Below are 17205 nucleotides of genomic sequence, written 5' to 3'. Positions count from 1 at the left end.
TTCCCTTGCGGATTCTCTGGTGGGTAGGAGGCGCCGCCGACCGCCCCACGCAGGGACCCGGCCCGGCGCCGAAAGAGCGCTGTTTATACACCCGCGCAAGTGGCTGCGCGGGCTTTTTGCGCAGTGGTTGACAGGGCGCCGCAGGCTCTGGCAGCGTCGTGCATGATGCTTGCCTGACAAAGCCTCCCGACTCTTGCCCCCTCTTCACAGGAACATCGGCATGCCGCCATCCCTATCCGCCGCAATCGCCATTAGCACCCTGGGCCTGTCCGCTGCACTGTGGGCCGCCGGCAGCCACAACCTCTCCACCGAAATCGTCGCCGACGGCCTGGAGCATCCCTGGGCGGTGGCTTTCCTGCCGGATGGGCGCTACCTGGTGACCGAGCGGCCGGGCCGCATGCGCATCGTGCAGGGCGACGGAAGGCTGGGCGCTCCCCTGGCAGGCCTTCCGGCCGTGGAGGCCGCAGGCCAGGGCGGGCTGCTGGACGTGGTGCTGGACAGCGATTTCGCGCGCAACCGCCAGCTGTACTTCTGCTACTCCGAGCCCGGCAGCGGCGCCGACAGCAGCAAGAACAGCACGGCGCTGGCCAGTGCGCGGCTGTCCGACGATGCCAGTCGGCTGGAGCAGGTGAAAGTGCTGTTCTCGCAGCGCCCCAAGTACGCCAGCGCGCTGCATTTCGGCTGCCGCATCGTGGAGCGCATGGTGGACGGCAAGAGCGATGGCACGCTGTTCCTGGCGCTGGGCGAACGCTCGCGCTACAAGGAAGAGGCCCAGAACCTGAAAAGCCACCTGGGCAAGATCGTGCGCATCGCCAAGGACGGCAGCGTGCCCAGGGACAACCCGTTCGCGGGCCGCGCGGATGCCTGGCCCGAGATCTGGAGCTACGGCCACCGCAACGCCCAGGGCGCGGCGCTGGCACCCGATGGCAGCCTCTGGATGCACGAGCACGGCCCCCAGGGCGGCGACGAGGTCAACCGGCCCGAGGCGGGCAAGAACTACGGCTGGCCCGTGATCACCCATGGCGAGAACTACGGCGGCGGCAAGATCGGCGCGGGCATCACGCGCAAGGAGGGCATGGAGCAGCCGCTGCACTACTGGGTGCCGTCGATCGCCCCCTCAGGCATGGCCTTCGTGACCAGTGATCGGTATGGGGCGCAATGGAAGGGATCGCTGGTCGTGGGCTCGCTCAAGTTCCAGCGACTGGAGCGCCTGACGATCAGGTCCGGCAAGGTGACGGCCAGCGAGCAGGTGCTGCCGCGCCTGGGCCAGCGCGTGCGCGATGTGCGCCAGGGCCCTGACGGCTGGCTGTACCTGCTGACGGACGCCCAGGGCGGGCAGTTGCTGCGCATCACCGCCACGCCCTGAGTCCCGTCACGCGCGGCGGCTCACTGCACGGTGATGCCGTTGGCCTTGACCACGGTCTCCCAGCGCTTGCGCTCGGCCGCCACGAAGCCCGTGAAGGCGGCGGAGGAACTGCCCACGGGCGTCAGGCCCAGCTTTTCAAGGCTGGCGCGCGTGGCCGGCAAGGCCAGGGCCTTTTGCACCAGGTCCTGCAGCTTCTGCACCGTCTCGGGCGCGGTGCCTGCAGGCAGGAAGAAGCCGTTCCACTCCGTGACCTCGAAGCCCTTGATGCCGCTTTCCGCCACCGTGGGCACGTCGGGCAGGTCCGGCATGCGCTTGGCCGAGGACACGGCCAGCGCCTTGAGCTTGCCGCCCTTGACGTAATTGATGCTGGAGGCCGCGTTCGCAAAGTACACATCGACCTGGCCGCCCATGACATCGACGATGGCGGGCGCCCCGCCCTTGTAGGGAACGTGGACGGCATCGAACTTGGCGTCTGCCTTGAGCAGTTCCGTCGCCATCTGGGCCAGGCTGCCCGGACCGTAGGAGGCATAGGTGAGCCTGCCGGGCTTTTGCCGCGCGGCATTCATGAAGTCGGCCAGGCTGTTGTAGGGCGAGGACGGCGCGGCCACGAGGATGTTGGGCACGCTGATGGCCTGGGACACGGCAATGAAATCCTTGGCCGGGTCATAGGGCAGCTTGCGCAACGCGGGGTTGATGGCGAAGGACGATGCGTCATACAGCACCGTATAGCCATCGGCCTTGGCGCGCGCCACGAGGGCGGCGCCAATGGCGCCGCTGGCGCCGGCCTTGTTGTCCACCACCACGGTCTGGCCCGAGACCTCGCCCAGCGCCTTGGCGATGATGCGCGCCGCATTGTCCGCGCCGCCGCCGGCCGAGAACGGCACGACGACCGTGATGGCCTGTGCGGCCGGATAGTCGGCCGCATGCAGCGTGCCCTGGAAAAGTCCCAGTCCCAGGCCCAGCCCCAAGGCCAGCACCGTCATGGCGGGCCGCAGTGTCTTGATCTTCTTCACGTTTCTGTCTCCTGTTGCTCAATGGTGAAAACCTGGGCTGCGAGGCTTGCGTGCCCCGCGCCCTCAATCGAATCCGTACAGCTCGGCGGCGTTGTCCACCAGCACGCGGGCGCGCAGCGCCGCATCGGGAATCCAGCGCGACAGCAGCGCCAGCAGCATGGGGGTCTGCGGCGGATGGGCAGCTTCGGTGACGTGGGGCCAGTCGCTGCCCCAGACCAGGCGCTGCGGGGCCTCGGCCACCCAGGCCTGCGCCAGCGCGTCGCAGTCGGCATAGCCTGCGGCCAGGCCCGCCCGGCTGTTCAGATACGGGCCCGAGAGCTTGACCCAGGCCCTGCCCTGCTGCACCAGCCCACGGACCACGCCAAAGGCGGACTGGTGCACGCCAGCGCCGTCAGCACTGTCAGCGAGCCGCGCCATGTGGTCGAACACCAGGGTGCATGGCAGCCGCTGCAGCAGCGCCGCATGGGCCTCGATCTGGCTGGCCAGCCAGTGCAGCTGCACATGCCAGCCCAGCGCGGCAATGCGCTCGGCCAACGGCTCCAGCATGTCCAGCCGCACGACGGCATCGTGGTCGGTATGCAGCGAAAAGCGGATGCCGCGAATGCCGCCGTCATGCAGCGCCTGCAACTGTGCGTCGGTGATATCGGGGTGCACCACGGCAATGCCGCGCGTGCGGGAGGCTCCCAGCGACCCGATGGCCTGCAGCGTGGCGCGGTTGTCCGTGCCATGCGCACGCGGCTGCACGATGACGGCGCGCTCCAGTCCCATGGCGCCGCGCAGCTGCGCATAGTCGGCAGCCGTGGCATGCGCGCGCATGGCCTGCGGCGCCTCGGCCCCAAAACGCGTATCAAGGCGCGGATCGAAGACATGCAGATGGGCGTCGCAGGCGCCAGCGGGCAGTGCCTGCATCAGCAGCCCTCTTGCGCGGCGGCCTTCAGCGCCTCGGTATGCTGGCCCAGCGTGGGCGCGGCAAAGGCCGGCGGGCCGGGCGTGCGGTCGAACTCCACGGCGCCGGCAAAGCCCCGGTAGCTGCCCAGGGTCGGGTGCTCGAAGCGGGTGACCATGCCCTCGGCCTGCACCTGCGGGTCGTCGAACATGTCCTCCACCGTGCGGGCCGCCGCGCAGGGTACTTCCTCGCCGAACAAGGCCTCCCATTCCAGCGCGCTGCGCCCCGCCAGCGCCTGGCGCAGCAGCGGCACCAGCACGTCGCGGTGCTGGGCGCGCTTGCGCACGGAGTCGTAGCGCTCGTCGCCGGCCAGTTCGGGCAGATCCAGTTTGCGGCACAGCGCCGCCCAGAAATGCGCGGTGTTGGCCGAAATGTAGAGATGCCCTTCCCGCGTGGGGTGGATGCCCGTGATGCCGCCCGAGCGCATGTCGCGCCCCACCTCGCGCGGCTCGCCCTCGGCCCAGACCATGCGCGCGGACTGCATGGTGAGCGCCGCGCGCAGCAGGGACACGCCCACATGCTGGCCCAGCCCGCTTTTCTCGCGCTCGTACAGCGCCGACGACACGCCGCCCGCCACCAGGGCCGAGGCGTAGTAGTCCACCACGGAGCCGTAGAGAATCTCGGGCGGCCCGCCTGCCTTGCCCTGCATGGCACACATGCCGGTCATGGTCTGCAGCACCTGGTCGTAGCCCGCCTTGGCCTTGAGCGGCCCGCGGCTGCCATAGCCGGTGACGCTGCAATAGATGAGGCGTGGGTTGATGGCGGCCAGTTGCGCAAAACCGATGCCCAGCCGCTCGGGCACGCCGGGGCGGAAGTTGTGGACCAGCACATCGGCCTCGCGCACCAGGCGCAGCAGCACGGCGTGGTCGGCCTCATCCTTCAGGTCCAGCACCATGCCCCACTTGCTGCGGTTCACGCCCAGGAAGGCGCGGCTTTCCGCTTCCAGCGTGGAGGGGTACTTGCGCAGGTTGTCGCCCACGGGCGGCTCGATCTTGACGACCTCCGCGCCCTGATCGGCCAGCAGCGAGCAGCCGTAGGGCCCTGCGATATAGGCACTCAGGTCCAGCACACGCACGCCGCTGAGCGGCCCCTTCGGGCCCTTGCGTTCACCTGGCACAAAACTCATTCATTTCTCCTGATAGGGATGCAGGAAGGCATGCGAAGCCTCCCGCCAGAGGCCGGGTTCAATCGGCCTGGATATTTCGCTCTTTGGCCAGCAGCTTCCACCGTGCCACGTCAGTGCGGATCACCTCGCCGAACTGCTGCGGCGTCACGGGGTTGGCAATGGCGCCTTCGCGCAGAAAGCTGGCCTGGATTGCCGGCTTGGCCAGCACCTGGTTCACGGCCTGGTTGAGGAGATCCACGATGTCGGCCGGCGTGCCGGCGGGCGCAAGCAGCCCCCACCACAGATCGAATTCATAGCCCGGGATGGCCGTTGCCATGGGCGTCAGGTCCGGCGCAATGGGACTGGGTCTGAGGCTGGTGATGCCGATGGCGCGCAGCTTGCCGTTGCGCACCATGGGCAGGATGGACGGGCCGCTGGAGACCAGCATCTGCACCTGGTTGCCGATCACATCGGTCACGGCCGGACCCTGGCCCTTGTAGGGCACATGCATGATGTCCATGCCCGGCACCATGGAGCGCATCATCTCGGTCGCGAAATGGTTGATGCTGCCCGTGCCCGAGGTGGCGTAGTTGAACTGGCCGGGGCGGGACTTGATGGCGCGCACCAGTTCCTCAGGCGTTTTGGCGGGAAACTCATTGTTGACGGCCACCACCAGCGGCCCCTTGGCAAACATGGCCACGGGCGCCAGGCTCTTGACGGGGTCGAAGGGCATCTTGGCCTGTACCGCCGCATTCGTGGTCATGCTCGACGAGACCGCCACCAGCGTGTAGCCGTCCGCCGCCGCCTTGGCCACCGAGGCCGTGCCCGTGTTGCCGCTGGCGCCGGGCCGGTTGTCCACGATCACGGTCTGCTTGAGCACATCGCCCATTTCCTTGGCCACCTGGCGTGCGAACACGTCATTGGAGCCACCGGGCGGATAGGGAACCACCATGGTGATGGCCTTGGACGGGAAGGCGCCCTGCGCCATCAATCCCGGCGAAGCCAGCGTGGCCACCGTTGCCATGGCGGCCAGCGCCACCAGCCTGCGCCGCGTGCGGCAATGCGAAATGCTCATCTCTTTGTCTCCTGTCCTGTTTCTTGTCGTTGTGGTGCACGGCATGCAGGACGCCGGTGCACCGGAATGCCAGATCCCTATTCAGGCCCCCAGCAGCCCCTGTGCATGCGCCGCAGCCACGATGGCCTGGGCGCGCAGCACAAAGGGCTTGTCCACCATCTTCCCGTCCACCACATAGGCGCCCAGGGCGTTGGCATCTGCCTGGCGGGCCGCCTCCACCACCTTGAGGGCATGCCCGATTTCCTGCTTGGTGGGCTGGTAGACCGCATTGGCCAGAGCGATCTGGCTGGGGTGTATGCAGGTCTTGCCCAGAAAGCCCAGGCCGCGCGACAGGCGGGCCTCGGCGCTGAAGCCCTCGCTGTCGCGGATGTCGGCAAAGGCGCCGTCGTAGGCGTAGACGCCTGCCTCGGCGGCGGCCATGCGCACGGTAAACAGCGCCTGGGCAATGGCGGCGGGCTCGCGCCGGTTCACGCCAAAGGGCTCGAACAGATCGCCCAGACCCATCTGCAGGCCGGCCACGCTGGCATGGGCGCTGGCCAGTTCGGCAGCGCAGCTCAGGGCGCGGGGTGTTTCGATATTGAGCAGCAGGCCAGGCACCTGGGCCACGCCGTTGGCATCTGCCGCCTCGGCAATGCGCTGCGCGGCCTCGCGCACCTGCTGCACGGTCTCGGGCTTGGGCAGGTTGATGAGGTGCACGCCGTCGCGCACCATCTCGGCGATGTCGGCTCCGAAATGCGGCGTCTCCATGGCGTTGACGCGCACGATCAGCGTCTTGCCATGGCCCCGGCTTTCAGGGCTGAGCAGGAAGCTGCGCAGCAGGCCGCGCGCCTCGTCCTTGCGGGCCTCGGCCACCGCGTCCTCCAGGTCGAAGGACAGTGCATCGGCGTCGCCGGCCAGGGCCTTGGCGAACAGCTCGGGACGCGATGCGGGAACAAACAGTTTGCTTCTCATGCACCGCATTGTGGGCGGCAGAAAGCCAAGAGAAACACAGGTAATATTTGTTCAAACCACACAAATTCTTTGTTTATGGAAACCAGCTACCTGCACAGCTTCCTGCTCGTGGTCGAGACGGGCTCCATGGCCGAGGCCGCGCGGCGCCTGAACATCACGGCCGCCGCCGTGGCCCAGCAGATCCGCATCCTGGAGCGCGAGTTCGACGCTCCGCTACTGGCCCGCGCCGGGCGCACCGTGCTGCCCACGCCAGCCGGCCACCGGCTGGCGCAATCGGCCCCGCTGCTGCTGCGCGAGCTGGCCAACGCCAAGACCCATGTCAACCATGAGGGCGCCGACGGCGAGCTGGTGATAGGCACCATCAATACGGCCCTGCACAGCCTGCTGCCCGACATCCTGGCGGGCTTTGTGAAGAAGTGCCCGCAGACCAAGGTCTTCCTGCGCTCGGCCACCACGCGCGAGCTGTACCAGGCCGTGCAGCAGGGCGAGCTGGATGCGGCCGTGTGCCTGCACCCCTCCTTCGCCCTGGCCAAGACCTTCGACTGGACGCTGCTGCGCGAGGAGCCGCTGGTGCTTCTGGTGCCGCACCAGCTGGCGCACCTGGACCCGCACACGCTGCTGCGCACCCAGCCGCTGATCCGCTATGACCGCAGCCTGGGCGGCGGGCAAATGGTGGAGCGCTACCTGCGCGCCGCGCAGATTGCGCCGCAGGAGCGCTTTGAACTGAGCTCGTTGGTGGCCATCGCCATGATGGTGGAGCGCGGCCTGGGCGTTTCGCTGGTGCCCGACACGGCCCTGAACCTGCCCGATGGCCAGGGCGTGGTGCGCCTGGCCCTGCCCGAGGAATCGCAGTCGCGGCGCTTTGGCGTGATGTGGCTGCGCTCGTCGGCACGGCTGCCGTTGATCCACAGGCTGGTGGAATGCGCGCGCACCGTGGTCAGGCAGCGCGGCGGCCCGCGCGCTGCCGCACGCGCAGCAACCAGGACGCCGTAGCCCGCGCCGTCAGGACTCCGCCACGGCCGCAGCGGCAACCAGGTCCTGGAACCTGCGCAGCACGGCCGACGCATCGCCCACGCGCGTGGCCAGATGCAGCGGAGCGGCCAGCCCGGGGCATTGCGACAGCCCACGGTAGACAATGCCGTCGCTGCGCAGGCGCTGCATGGAGGCCGGCACGATGGACAGCCCCAGCCCTGCCGAGACCAGGCTCAGCGTGGCCGTCATGCGCGGCGCCTCCTGCACCACGCGCGGGCTGAAGCCCGCCTCCAGGCAGGCCTTGAGAATGGCGTCGTACAGGCCCTGCCCCACCCTGCGCCGGTACAGCACGAAATCCTCCGAGGCGAGCTGCGGCAAAGGCACGGGCCGGCGCAATGGGCGTGCCAGCGCATGCCCTGCCGGCAGGGCCAGCAGCATGGGCTCCTCCAGAATCGGCACGGCCTGCAGCCCCTGGCTGCCATGCAGGGGCGAGCGCACAAAGGCCGCGTCCAGCCGCTCGTGCAGCAGCGCATCCATGAGTTCACCCGTGCCCGCCTCCTCCAGCGCCACGGCCACGCCGGGCACCTGCTGGCGGAACATGCGCAGCACGCCGGGCACGAAGGGATGCAGCGCGGCCGAACTGGTAAAGCCCACGGCCAGCCGGCCCGTCTCGCCCCGGGCGGCGCGGCGCACCACCTCGGCCAGCACATCACAGCGCTCCAGCAGCGCCCTGGCCTCTTCCAGCAGCGCCAGCCCCGCCGCCGTGGGCCGCACGCCGCGCGGCAGGCGCTGCACCAGCTCCACGCCCAATTCGTGTTCCAGGCCCTGCAGCAACCGCGTCAGCGGCGGCTGCTGCATGCCCAGGCGCTCGGCGGCACGCGTGATGTGGCCTTCCTCGGCGATGGCGACAAAGGCGCGCAGTTGGCGAAGCTCGGGCACATCAATACTCTCAAGGTATGGGAAGACTCCAATTGTGGCATTTGCAATCATGGATGGACGGATTTACGCTCGCGCCCCACAAACACACCTACCTGAAAGGCAACACGATGACCTGGTCCGCAAAGCAGTACACAACGTTCGAGCAGGAACGCACGCGCCCCGTGCGCGACCTGGTGGCCGCCATTCCCGATCTGCCTGGCCGCGCCGTGCGGCTGGCCGTGGACCTGGGTTGCGGCCCCGGCAACTCCACCGAGGTCCTGGCCCAGCGCTTCCCCGGGGCCACCGTGACGGGACTGGACAATTCCGAGGACATGCTGGATGCCGCACGCAAGCGGCTGCCGGGCACGGCCTTCTCACTGGCCGACATCGCCACCTGGCAGCCCGACCAGCCGCAGGACGTGATCCTGGCCAATGCCTCGCTGCAGTGGCTGCCCGACCACCAGCGGCTTTACCCGCGCCTCGTCAGCCACCTGGCACCCGGTGGCAGCCTGGCCGTGCAGACACCGGACAACCTGGAAGAACCGGCCCACCGGCTGGCGCGCGAAGTGGCCGCCAGCGGCCCCTGGGCTGCCAGGATTGGCGATGTGCGCCACCCCGCACGTCACAGCGCGGACTTCTACTATGCCCTGCTTCGCCCGCACTGCAGCAACGTCGATGTCTGGCGCACCACCTACTTCCACCCGCTGGCGGGCGGCCATGCCGCGGTGGTTGAGTGGTTCAAGGGTTCGGCGCTGCGTCCCTTCGTCGCGCCGCTGGACGAGGAGCAAAAGGCCGGCTTCCACGCAGCGTATCTGCAGGCCATCTCCCAGGCCTACCCCGCGCTGGACGATGGCACGGTGCTGCTGCCCTTCCCCCGACTGTTCATCGTGGCCAGCCGCTGAAGCAGCGCGCCTTCGGCCCTCAGCGCGCCGGATGCGGCCCGATGAGATCCCACAGATTGCCGTAGAGGTCTTCGAACACGGCCACGGTGCCGTGGGGCTTGCGCTGGGGATCCTGCACAAAGCGCACGCCGCGCGAGCGGTAGGCCTCGAAGTCGCGCAGGCAGTCGTCGGTCTGCAGGAACAGGAACACGCGCCCGCCCGTCTGGTTGCCCACGCGCGCGGCCTGCTCCTCGTTCGTGGCGCGGGCCAGCAGCAGGCGCACACCGCCGCCACCGGGGGCCACGGTGACCCAGCGCTTGCCCTCGGACAGGGCGGTGTCCTCGATCAGCACGAAGCCCAGCGCGCCCACATAAAAGCGCAGCGCCTCGTCATAGTCGCGCACGGCGACGCTCACCTGTCCTATCACCTGGGGCATGGAATCCTTTGCAGCAATGGTGCGGTCCTCGGACCACGGGGCCGCGAGGATAACGGAGCCCTGTCAATGCCCTGCAGCCCTGGCCCGTAAGCCCTGCGGCTGGCCCCACAATGGCGGCTTGCAATTGCCTCGCGAGGGACGGGAATCCATGCTGAATGCCTTGTGGCTGGGCTTTTTTCTGGTGGCAGCCGTGGCTGCGCTGGCGCAATGGCTGGTCGGCGGCCAGGCCGGGATTTTCTCGGCCATGGTGCAGGCGCTGTTTGCCATGGCCAGGCTGTCGGTCGAGGTCATGGTGCTGCTGTTCGGCACGCTGACGCTGTGGCTGGGCTTTTTGCGCATCGCCGAGAAGGCCGGCGTGGTGGAGTGGCTGGCGCGCGTGCTGGGCCCGTTGTTCGCCAGGCTCATGCCCGAGGTGCCGCGCGGCCATCCGGCCCTGGGCCTGATCACGCTGAACTTCGCGGCCAACGGGCTGGGACTGGACAACGCGGCCACGCCCATGGGCCTGAAGGCCATGCGCTCGCTGCAGGAGCTCAATCCCCGGCCCGACACCGCCACCAATGCGCAGATCCTGTTCCTGGTGCTCAATGCGTCGTCGCTGACCCTGCTGCCCGTGACCATCTTCATGTACCGCATGCAGCAGGGTGCGCCCGATCCCACCCTGGTCTTTCTGCCGATCTTGCTGGCCACCTCGGCCTCGACCCTGGTCGGCCTGCTGGCCGTGGCCGCCGTGCAGAGGCTGCCGCTGTGGAGCCCCGTGGTGCTGGGCTATCTGCTGCCGCTGGGCCTGGCGCTGGCGGGCTTCATGGCCTTTCTGGCCACGCTGTCGGCGGCCGCGCTGGCGCAGCTGTCATCGCTGCTGGGCAACCTGACGCTGTTTGCCCTGATCGTGCTGTTCGTCACCCTGGGCGCCTGGCGCAAGGTCGCGGTCTACGACAGCTTCATCGAGGGCGCCAAGGAAGGCTTTGACGTGGCCAAGGGCCTGCTGCCCTACCTGGTGGCCATGCTCTGCGCCGTGGGCGTGTTCCGCGCATCGGGTGCGCTGGAGTACGCGCTGTCGGGCATACGCTGGGTGGTCGATGCCCTGGGCATGGACGCCCGCTTCGTGGACGCCCTGCCCACGGCCCTGGTCAAACCCTTCTCGGGCAGCGCGGCGCGCGCCATGCTGATCGAGACCATGCAGACCCAGGGCGTGGACAGCTTCGCCGCCCTGGTGGCCGCCACCATCCAGGGCAGCACCGAAACCACCTTCTACGTCCTGGCCGTCTACTTCGGCGCCGTAGGCATACAGCGCGCCCGCCACGCCGTGCCCTGCGCCCTCATCGCCGAACTGGCCGGCGTGGTGGCGGCCATCGTGGTCTGCTACAAGTTCTTTGGCTGACAGCACAGTGGATTGCATATCATCTCAACGAGATTCGACAAGAAAGGATGCCTATGCGCCCGTCCGTTGTGCTTGACATGAAGCGAAGCGCGGTGCGCGAAGCGGTCAGCCGCTTTCGCACGGCAAACCCGCGAGTCTTCGGTTCGGTACTGCACGGCACCGACCGGGATGGGAGCGACCTCGACCTGCTGGTCGACGCGCTGCCCGGTGCCACCTTGTTGGACTTGGGTGATCTGGAAGACGAGCTGAAATTGCTGCTCGGCGTTGACGTCGATTTGCTGACGCCCGGTGACCTGCCGTCGAAGTTCCGGGCCAAGGTGCTTGCAGAGGCAAAACCGGTATGAGCGAGAACTACCGCCTGCCTGACTACTGGACCACATCCAGCAGGCTGCGATCGATGCGCGCAGCTTCGTGGAAGGGTTGACCAAGGAGGACTTCTTCGCCGACAAGCGCTCCCAGCAAGCCGTCATCATGAGTTTCATCATCATCGGCGAGGCAGCCACGAAGGTAATGGACGGCTACGCCAAGTTCACCCAGGCGCACCCCGAGGTGCCGTGGCGCAGCATGCGCAATATGCGCAATCGCATGGCTCACGGCTATTTCGACATCAACCTTGATGTGGTGTGGGAGACGGTGCAGGAGTGGCTGCCGGCACTGCTCAGGCAGTTGCCTGCCGTGCGTCTGGATGCCGACGAAGAAGACCGCAATGACTCTGGCATGGAGCCGAGACTGACAACAGCAAGCTGCCGGTGTGCAGCCCCTCTTCCGTGATTGTGATGGAACCGACCTCCTGACGCCCCAGCGTCAGACCTCCGGCATGATGGCTTCCGCATAGTCATACAGCGCCCCCAGGATTTCCTCTCCGCGCTCGTCGGCACTCTCCGATAGCTGATCGACCATGGCAAACATCTGCTCGGCCGTGCGTGCTCCGCCCTTGCCTTCGATCAGGCAGGCCGCGCAGTGCTGCAGCCAGCGCTGGCGCTCGGCCGGGTTCAGGCTGGCGGGGAAGTTGCGGGCGCGGTAGCGGAACAGCAGCTCGGTCAGGCGCGCATCGTCGAAGCCCGTGCGGTCCAGCGCCAGCTCCTGCGCAGACAGGCTGCGCAGGTGGTTCAGGCGGCGCCGGTCCTCATTGCCCACGAAGCCGCCGTACAGGTCCTGGTCGGCATCCAGCCCTTCCTGCGCAGGGCGCTGGTGGACGGCGCGCCACAGCGCGCTCATGTCGGGCAGGTCACGTGCAATGGCCGCATGGCCCATGCACTGCTCCACATCGATGCCCCATTGCTCGGCCATGGCCGGGCTCAGCGTCTTGAGGCTGCCGACCACCATGGGCGACTTGTTGATGTGGATGCTCTTGATGGGCAGGCGCTGCACGCCCTCGGGCAGGTCGGCCGCGCGCGAGAACAGGCGCAGGCGCAGCGTGTCCACGTCGATGGAGGCCAGCTCGGACGGGTCCTGCGCCAGATCCCAGCAGATGATCTCGTTCTTGTTGGTGGGGTGCGTGGCCAGCGGCCACATGACGGCGATGCAGCCGCGCTCGGGCCGGATCATGCCGCTGACGTGCAGGAAAGGCCGGGCATGCGCCGGCTCGGCCGGCAGGCCCATTTCCTGCAGCACGCGATCCTTCTTGTGCAGCGAGAACGCGAAGTCGAACAATCTGGGCTGGACCTTGCGGATCAGCCGCGCCAGCCCGATGGTGGCGCGCACGTCGGACAGCGCGTCGTGCGCCTTCTCGTGCAGCAGGCCGTTGGCACGGGCCAGGTCCTCGAGCTTGAAGCTCGGAGATCCATCCTCCTTTTTCGGCCAGACAATGCCTTCGGGGCGCAGCGCATAGACCATGCGCACCACGTCGAGCAGGTCCCAGCGCCCGCAGCCGTTCTGCCATTCGCGTGCATAGGGATCGATGAGGTTGCGCCAGAACATGAAGCGCGTGATCTCGTCGTCAAAACGGATGGTGTTGTAGCCCACGCCCACGGTACCGGCGTGGGCCAGTTCTGCCTCGATGCGGGCGGCGAACTGGGCCTCGGGCACGCCCTGCTCCAGGCATTGCTGGGGGGTGATGCCGGTGATCAGGCAGGACTGCGGATCGGGCAGGTAGTCGCCCGCCGGCTGGCAGTACCACATGACGGGTCCGCCGATCTCGTTGAGTTCCGCATCCGTGCGGATGCCCGCGAATTGCGCGGGCCGGTCATAGCGCGGCTGGGCGCCGAAGGTCTCGTAGTCGTGCCAGAAGAAGGTATGGGCCATCGGGCGAGTATGCCTGCGAAAAACGAGCCACCGATCCTCACAGCAGGGGCGAGCACAGCCGCGCGCCCGAGTCGAACAGGCGCAGCGCAAAGCCCAGGTCGCGCTTGAAGTGCACGCGCTGGGCCTGCTCCAGATCGGCCTCGAACTGCTTGGCCAGATCGCCGTTGAGCGCAGGCCCGTAGGCGATGGCGCAGACCTCGTAGTTCAGGAAAAAGCTGCGGTAGTCGAAGTTGGCCGTGCCGATGATGGCGATGTTGTCGTCCACCACCAGGGTCTTGGAGTGCAGCATGCGTGCCTTGTACTCGTAGACGCGCACGCCGCAACGGATCAGCTCGTCGTAGTAGGAGCGCGCCGCCGCCGTGACCAGGGCCGAATCGGAGCGGCGCGGCACCAGCAGTTGCACGTCCACGCCGCGCAGCGAGGCATTGGTGAGCGCGGCCAGTGCGGCCTCCGTCGGCACGAAGTACGGCGTGGTCAGCCAGACACGTTCCTGGGCTGCGTTGATGGCCGCCAGATGCGCGCGGTAGATGGCCTGCAGGCCGTTGTCGGGGCCCGAGGTGATGATCTGCACGGGCAGCGGGCCCTCGGGCGCGTCCGGCAGCAGCAGGTCGATGTCGGCGGGCTCGTTCTTGGGGTCCTTTTCCAGCGCATAGGCCCAGTCTTCGAGGAATACGGTCTGCAGCCAGTTGACGATGGCGCCCTCCAGGCGCAGGTGCACGTCGTGGTAGGCATCGGGCATGACACGCGCGTTCTCTTCGTCGGTCACGTTGACGCCGCCCGTGAAGCCCACCTTGCCGTCGCACACCAGGATCTTGCGGTGGGTGCGGAAGTTGATGACCGGTCGCAGGCGCCGGCCGATCTTGGAGCCATGGAACAGTGCGACCTCGGCACCCGCATCCTCCAGTGGCTGCAGAAAGCGCCGTCCCAGCTTCTTGGAGCCCAGGGCATCCACCAGCAGGCGCACCTGTATGCCTGCGCGGGCCCGCTCCATCAGCAGGTCGCGCAGGGCCGTGCCGGTCTGGTCGGGCTCGAAGATGTAGTACTCGAGGTGGATGTGGTGGCGTGCGGCATTGACCGCATCGATGATGGCGTCGAAGGTGGCCGCGCCACCGACCAGCAGCCGCAGGTCGGTGGCTGTGCTGACGGGAAAGTCGCTGGTGGCCGCCACCAGGCGCGCAACCTGGTGCAGGCGCTCCGAGCTGCCCGGCATGCGCTCGCGCAGCCGCTGCACGCCCGAGCGCACGCGCGATGTCTTGCGCGCGCGCAGCCGCTTGATGCGCTGGCGCTTGAGCCGCTGCGGGCCGAAGAAATAGTAGATGGCCAGCCCGCCCACGGGAATCGCCGCCATGGACAGAAGCCAGCTCAGCGTGGCCACGGGCGCGCTGCGCTGCAGAAGGATCCACACCGCGACGATCACCACATAGACCGACCAGGTCACCGACAGCAGCAGCAGCGCATTCTCATGGGTCAGGTACTGACGAAGCCACTCCACAAAGACTCCTTCGGGCGGATCAAAGAAAAAGCCGGCAGCCCGGGGGGCTGTCGGCTTGCGCGATGGGCATCAGGCGATGCACATCAGTCGGCAGTGGCCTCTTTGGGCTCGGCCGGCTCGGAAGCCGGGTCCTGCTTGGGCTGGGGCGTGATGTCGAGCTTGACTTCGCCCTTGTCGGCATCGTCGGCGTCCGCCACCCAGTCCACTTCCAGGCGGCCACCGTCGACCAGCTGCCCGAACAGCAGCTCGTCGGCCAGCGAACGCCGGATGGTGTCCTGGATCAGGCGCTGCATGGGACGGGCGCCCATGAGCGGATCGAAGCCCTTCCTGGCCAGGTGCTTGCGCAGCGCGTCGGTGAAGGTGACCTCCACGCGCTTTTCGGCCAGTTGCTGCTCCAGTTGCAGCAGGAACTTGTCGACCACGCGCAGGATGACCTGCTCGTCCAGCGGCTTGAAGCTGACGATGGCGTCCAGACGGTTGCGGAACTCCGGCGTGAACAGGCGCTTGATGTCGCCCATTTCGTCGCCGGCCTGGCGCGGGTTGGTGAAGCCGATCGAGGCCTTGTTGATGGTCTCGGCGCCCGCGTTCGTGGTCATGATGAGGATCACGTTGCGGAAATCGGCCTTGCGCCCGTTGTTGTCCGTCAGCGTGCCATGGTCCATGACCTGCAGCAGCACGTTGAAGATGTCCGGATGCGCCTTCTCGATTTCGTCGAGCAGCAGCACCGAATGCGGCTTCTTGGTCACGGCCTCGGTCAGCAGGCCGCCCTGGTCAAAGCCCACATAGCCCGGAGGCGCGCCGATCAGGCGGCTGACGGCGTGGCGCTCCATGTACTCCGACATGTCGAAGCGGATCAGGTCCACGCCGAGGATGTAGGCCAGCTGCTTGGCCGCTTCCGTCTTGCCCACGCCCGTGGGGCCCGAGAACAGGAAGGAGCCGATCGGCTTGTCCGGCTTGCCCAGGCCCGAGCGCGCCATCTTGACCGAGGAGGCCAGCGCCTCCAGCGCCTTGTCCTGGCCGAAGACCACGCTCTTGAGGTCGCGCTCCAGCGTCTGCAGCTTGCTGCGGTCGTCGTTGGACACGTTGGCGGGCGGAATGCGCGCGATCTTGGCCACGATGGCCTCGATCTCGGCCTTGTCGATGGTCTGCTTGCGCTGCTCCACCGGGATGATGCGCTGCGCGGCACCGGCCTCATCGATCACGTCGATGGCCTTGTCGGGCAGGTGGCGGTCATTGATGTACTTGGCCGACAGCTCGGCCGCAGCCTGCAGGGCGGCAGCGGCGTACTGCACGCTGTGGTGCTCCTCGAAGCGCGACTTCAGGCCCTTGAGGATGTCCACGGTCTCGGCCACGGTGGGCTCGACCACATCGACCTTCTGGAAACGCCGCGACAGCGCCGCATCCTTTTCGAAGATGCCGCGGTACTCGGTGAAGGTGGTCGCGCCGATGCACTTGAGCTGGCCGCTGGACAGCGCCGGCTTGAGCAGATTGGACGCGTCCAGCGTGCCGCCCGAGGCGGCGCCCGCACCGATCAGCGTGTGGATTTCGTCGATGAACAGGATGGCGTTGGGCCGGTCCTTGAGCGACTTGAGCACGCCCTTGAGGCGCTGCTCGAAATCGCCACGGTACTTGGTGCCGGCCAGCAGCGCGCCCATGTCCAGCGAATAGACCACGGCTTCGGTCAGCACCTCGGGCACCTTGCCCTCGGTGATGCGCCAAGCCAGGCCTTCGGCGATCGCCGTCTTGCCCACGCCGGCCTCGCCGACCAGCAGCGGGTTGTTCTTGCGGCGGCGGCACAGGATCTGGATGGTGCGCTCGACCTCGTAGTCGCGCCCGATCAGCGGATCGATCTTGCCGTCCTTGGCCGCCTGGTTGAGGTTCAGCGTGAACTGCTCCAGGGGCGAAGCCTTTTCGTTGCGCTCGCCACCTGCACCCTCTTCGGACTCCGCAGGGTTTTCGGCCTTGGCGGGCTCGGGCGGTTCGCCCTTCTTGATGCCGTGGGCAATGAAATTGACCACGTCCAGGCGCGTCACGCCCTGCTGGTGCAGGTAGTAGACGGCGTGCGAATCCTTCTCACCGAAGATGGCCACGAGGACGTTGGCGCCCGTGACTTCCTTTTTTCCGTTGCCGGTGGATTGCACATGCATGATGGCGCGCTGAATCACACGCTGGAAACCCAGCGTGGGCTGCGTGTCCACTTCGTCGGTGCCCGCGACCTGGGGCGTGTTGTCCTTGATGAAGTTGGACAGGGCCGAGCGCAGGTCATCGATGTTGGCTGAGCAGGCGCGCAGCACTTCCGCTGCACTGGGGTTGTCCAGCAGGGCCAGCAGCAGGTGTTCCACGGTGATGAACTCGTGGCGCTGCTGGCGCGCTTCGACAAAGGCCATGTGCAAGCTGACTTCCAGTTCCTGGGCGATCATTGATGACT

Annotated in this window: 15 protein-coding genes and 1 pseudogene; 6 read left to right on the top strand and 10 right to left on the bottom strand. The window is 67.5% G+C overall.

Annotated elements, in window-relative coordinates:
* The first annotated feature begins 220 nt into the window (after positions 1 to 220).
* Positions 221 to 1366, top strand: coding sequence for a PQQ-dependent sugar dehydrogenase (locus A9976_RS03745; RefSeq protein ID WP_183017872.1), 1146 nt, complete (start codon positions 221 to 223; stop codon positions 1364 to 1366).
* 20 nt (positions 1367 to 1386) lie between these two features.
* On the opposite strand, the gene A9976_RS03740 is transcribed toward A9976_RS03745, so the two are convergent.
* From A9976_RS03740 to A9976_RS03720, 5 genes are all read right to left on the bottom strand, one after another.
* The gene (locus A9976_RS03740) at positions 1387 to 2379 is read right to left on the bottom strand and encodes a tripartite tricarboxylate transporter substrate binding protein (protein ID WP_183017871.1); all 993 of its coding nucleotides are present in this window, start codon (positions 2377 to 2379) and stop codon (positions 1387 to 1389) included.
* A 63-nt stretch (positions 2380 to 2442) separates the two neighbouring features.
* A complete protein-coding gene (locus tag A9976_RS03735) occupies positions 2443 to 3288 on the bottom strand; it encodes an amidohydrolase (protein ID WP_183017870.1) in 846 nt (281 codons plus the stop codon).
* On the bottom strand, positions 3288 to 4451 hold the full coding sequence (locus A9976_RS03730; protein WP_183017869.1) for a CoA transferase: 1164 nt from the start codon (positions 4449 to 4451) through the stop codon (positions 3288 to 3290). Before A9976_RS03730 ends, A9976_RS03735 begins: the two co-directional genes overlap by 1 nt.
* A gap of 58 nt (positions 4452 to 4509) precedes the next feature.
* Positions 4510 to 5505 carry a tripartite tricarboxylate transporter substrate binding protein gene (locus tag A9976_RS03725; protein ID WP_183017868.1) on the bottom strand — a complete coding sequence of 332 codons (996 nt, stop codon included), beginning with the start codon at positions 5503 to 5505 and terminating at the stop codon, positions 4510 to 4512.
* Between the two features lie 81 nt (positions 5506 to 5586).
* Positions 5587 to 6456, bottom strand: coding sequence for a CoA ester lyase (locus A9976_RS03720; RefSeq protein ID WP_183017867.1), 870 nt, complete (start codon positions 6454 to 6456; stop codon positions 5587 to 5589).
* Between the two features lie 75 nt (positions 6457 to 6531).
* Here A9976_RS03720 and A9976_RS03715 point away from each other — a divergent pair, with 75 nt between their 5' ends.
* Positions 6532 to 7449: a LysR family transcriptional regulator gene (locus A9976_RS03715; RefSeq protein ID WP_183017866.1), complete on the top strand. Its 918-nt coding sequence runs from the start codon at positions 6532 to 6534 to the stop codon at positions 7447 to 7449.
* A gap of 9 nt (positions 7450 to 7458) precedes the next feature.
* On the opposite strand, the gene A9976_RS03710 is transcribed toward A9976_RS03715, so the two are convergent.
* Entirely contained in the window at positions 7459 to 8367 is a 909-nt protein-coding gene (locus tag A9976_RS03710; RefSeq protein WP_310889364.1) for a LysR family transcriptional regulator, read from the bottom strand.
* Between the two features lie 107 nt (positions 8368 to 8474).
* On the opposite strand from A9976_RS03710, the gene tam reads away from it, so the two are divergent.
* Positions 8475 to 9248 carry a trans-aconitate 2-methyltransferase gene (gene tam, locus A9976_RS03705; protein WP_183017864.1) on the top strand — a complete coding sequence of 258 codons (774 nt, stop codon included), beginning with the start codon at positions 8475 to 8477 and terminating at the stop codon, positions 9246 to 9248.
* Between the two features lie 19 nt (positions 9249 to 9267).
* On the opposite strand, the gene A9976_RS03700 is transcribed toward tam, so the two are convergent.
* Complete coding sequence (locus A9976_RS03700; protein ID WP_183017863.1) at positions 9268 to 9663, bottom strand: VOC family protein; 396 nt, start codon at positions 9661 to 9663, stop codon at positions 9268 to 9270.
* Positions 9664 to 9811: 148 nt separating this feature from the next.
* Here A9976_RS03700 and A9976_RS03695 point away from each other — a divergent pair, with 148 nt between their 5' ends.
* The 3 genes and pseudogenes from A9976_RS03695 (at position 9812) to A9976_RS03685 (ending at position 11812) form a co-directional block, all read left to right on the top strand.
* Positions 9812 to 11041 (top strand): nucleoside recognition domain-containing protein, encoded by a 1230-nt coding sequence (locus A9976_RS03695; protein ID WP_063326291.1) that lies wholly within the window; start codon positions 9812 to 9814, stop codon positions 11039 to 11041.
* A 53-nt stretch (positions 11042 to 11094) separates the two neighbouring features.
* A complete protein-coding gene (locus tag A9976_RS03690; protein ID WP_013802651.1) occupies positions 11095 to 11385 on the top strand; it encodes a nucleotidyltransferase family protein in 291 nt (96 codons plus the stop codon).
* Positions 11382 to 11812 (top strand): annotated as a pseudogene (locus A9976_RS03685) (DUF86 domain-containing protein). Before A9976_RS03690 ends, A9976_RS03685 begins: the two are co-directional and overlap by 4 nt.
* Before the next feature lie 33 nt (positions 11813 to 11845).
* On the opposite strand, the gene sbcB reads toward A9976_RS03685, so the two are convergent.
* From sbcB to clpA, 3 genes are all read right to left on the bottom strand, one after another.
* On the bottom strand, positions 11846 to 13285 hold the full coding sequence (gene sbcB, locus A9976_RS03680; RefSeq protein WP_183017862.1) for an exodeoxyribonuclease I: 1440 nt from the start codon (positions 13283 to 13285) through the stop codon (positions 11846 to 11848).
* A 37-nt stretch (positions 13286 to 13322) separates the two neighbouring features.
* Entirely contained in the window at positions 13323 to 14777 is a 1455-nt protein-coding gene (gene cls, locus A9976_RS03675) for a cardiolipin synthase (RefSeq protein ID WP_183017861.1), read from the bottom strand.
* 83 nt (positions 14778 to 14860) lie between these two features.
* Positions 14861 to 17197 (bottom strand): ATP-dependent Clp protease ATP-binding subunit ClpA, encoded by a 2337-nt coding sequence (gene clpA, locus A9976_RS03670; protein ID WP_183017860.1) that lies wholly within the window; start codon positions 17195 to 17197, stop codon positions 14861 to 14863.
* Positions 17198 to 17205 lie beyond the last annotated feature (8 nt).

Origin of the sequence: Delftia sp. UME58 (assembly GCF_014170385.1) — a bacterium.
Taxonomy (GTDB): Bacteria; Pseudomonadota; Gammaproteobacteria; order Burkholderiales; family Burkholderiaceae_C; genus Comamonas; species Comamonas acidovorans.
Note: the sequence above shows the minus strand (reverse complement) of the source record. Positions and strands in the feature narration are given on the sequence as shown.

Bases quoted from the DNA above. Each gene is read 5' to 3' on its own strand.
- A9976_RS03690 (WP_013802651.1), top strand. From the start codon at position 11,095: ATGCGCCCGTCCGTTGTGCTTGACATGAAGCGAAGCGCGGTGCGCGAA.
- clpA (WP_183017860.1), bottom strand. From the start codon at position 17,197: ATGATCGCCCAGGAACTGGAAGTCAGCTTGCACATGGCCTTTGTCGAA.
- A9976_RS03735 (WP_183017870.1), bottom strand. From the start codon at position 3,288: ATGCAGGCACTGCCCGCTGGCGCCTGCGACGCCCATCTGCATGTCTTC.
- tam (WP_183017864.1), top strand. From the start codon at position 8,475: ATGACCTGGTCCGCAAAGCAGTACACAACGTTCGAGCAGGAACGCACG.
- A9976_RS03715 (WP_183017866.1), top strand. From the start codon at position 6,532: ATGGAAACCAGCTACCTGCACAGCTTCCTGCTCGTGGTCGAGACGGGC.
- A9976_RS03695 (WP_063326291.1), top strand. From the start codon at position 9,812: ATGCTGAATGCCTTGTGGCTGGGCTTTTTTCTGGTGGCAGCCGTGGCT.
- sbcB (WP_183017862.1), bottom strand. From the start codon at position 13,285: ATGGCCCATACCTTCTTCTGGCACGACTACGAGACCTTCGGCGCCCAG.
- A9976_RS03745 (WP_183017872.1), top strand. From the start codon at position 221: ATGCCGCCATCCCTATCCGCCGCAATCGCCATTAGCACCCTGGGCCTG.
- A9976_RS03720 (WP_183017867.1), bottom strand. From the start codon at position 6,456: ATGAGAAGCAAACTGTTTGTTCCCGCATCGCGTCCCGAGCTGTTCGCC.
- A9976_RS03725 (WP_183017868.1), bottom strand. From the start codon at position 5,505: ATGAGCATTTCGCATTGCCGCACGCGGCGCAGGCTGGTGGCGCTGGCC.
- A9976_RS03730 (WP_183017869.1), bottom strand. From the start codon at position 4,451: ATGAGTTTTGTGCCAGGTGAACGCAAGGGCCCGAAGGGGCCGCTCAGC.
- A9976_RS03700 (WP_183017863.1), bottom strand. From the start codon at position 9,663: ATGCCCCAGGTGATAGGACAGGTGAGCGTCGCCGTGCGCGACTATGAC.